Annotated in this window: 1 protein-coding gene; it reads left to right on the top strand. The window is 59.4% G+C overall.

The genetic code is table 11. The features are described from left to right. Positions 1 to 599, top strand: a 599-nt coding sequence (locus tag AWB74_RS45210) for a patatin-like phospholipase family protein (RefSeq protein ID WP_200822136.1), incomplete at both ends; no start/stop codon positions are given.

Here is a 599-nt window from a genome sequence, read left to right as displayed (position 1 = left end):
ACGACCAAATCGGGCAACCAGATCCGTCTGCTCGACGAGGTCGACATAATCACAGGCGTCTCAGGCGGCAGTTTCACTGCACTGGCCTACGGGCTGTATGGCGAAGAACTGTTCGATATTTACGAAAAGCGCTTTCTCAAACGCGACGTGCAGGGTGAATTGGTTGCCAGGGTCCTGGACCCACTGAACTGGCCCGCCTTGTCTTCGACCGGTTGGGGGCGCTCCGACCTGGCGGCGCAACTGTACGACGAAATTCTATTTAACGGCGCGACCTTCGACGACCTCGATCGCGCGGGTGGGCCGGCAATCGCGGTGAGCGCGACGGAACTTTCTACGGGCTCACGCCTTGTCTTCCTTCAACAAAATTTCGATGTCATGTGCGCGGAGCTTGGTCCGTTCAAGCTTTCGCGCGCCGCTGCCGCGTCGTCAGCGGTGCCGGTCGTCTTGTCGCCAATAACGATCGACAATTACGGTGGAAGCTGCGGATATCACGAACCAGAGTGGCTTCGTCAGTTTACGGATACCTACGAACCCCCCAGGCCGGCCGGGCGCCTGCTGAAGCGCCTGCAGGAACTGCGGGAACTCGATGATGCCGAGGA

Origin of the sequence: Caballeronia arvi (assembly GCF_001544695.2) — a bacterium.
Taxonomy (GTDB): domain Bacteria; phylum Pseudomonadota; class Gammaproteobacteria; order Burkholderiales; family Burkholderiaceae; genus Caballeronia; species Caballeronia arvi.
Note: the sequence above shows the minus strand (reverse complement) of the source record. Positions and strands in the feature narration are given on the sequence as shown.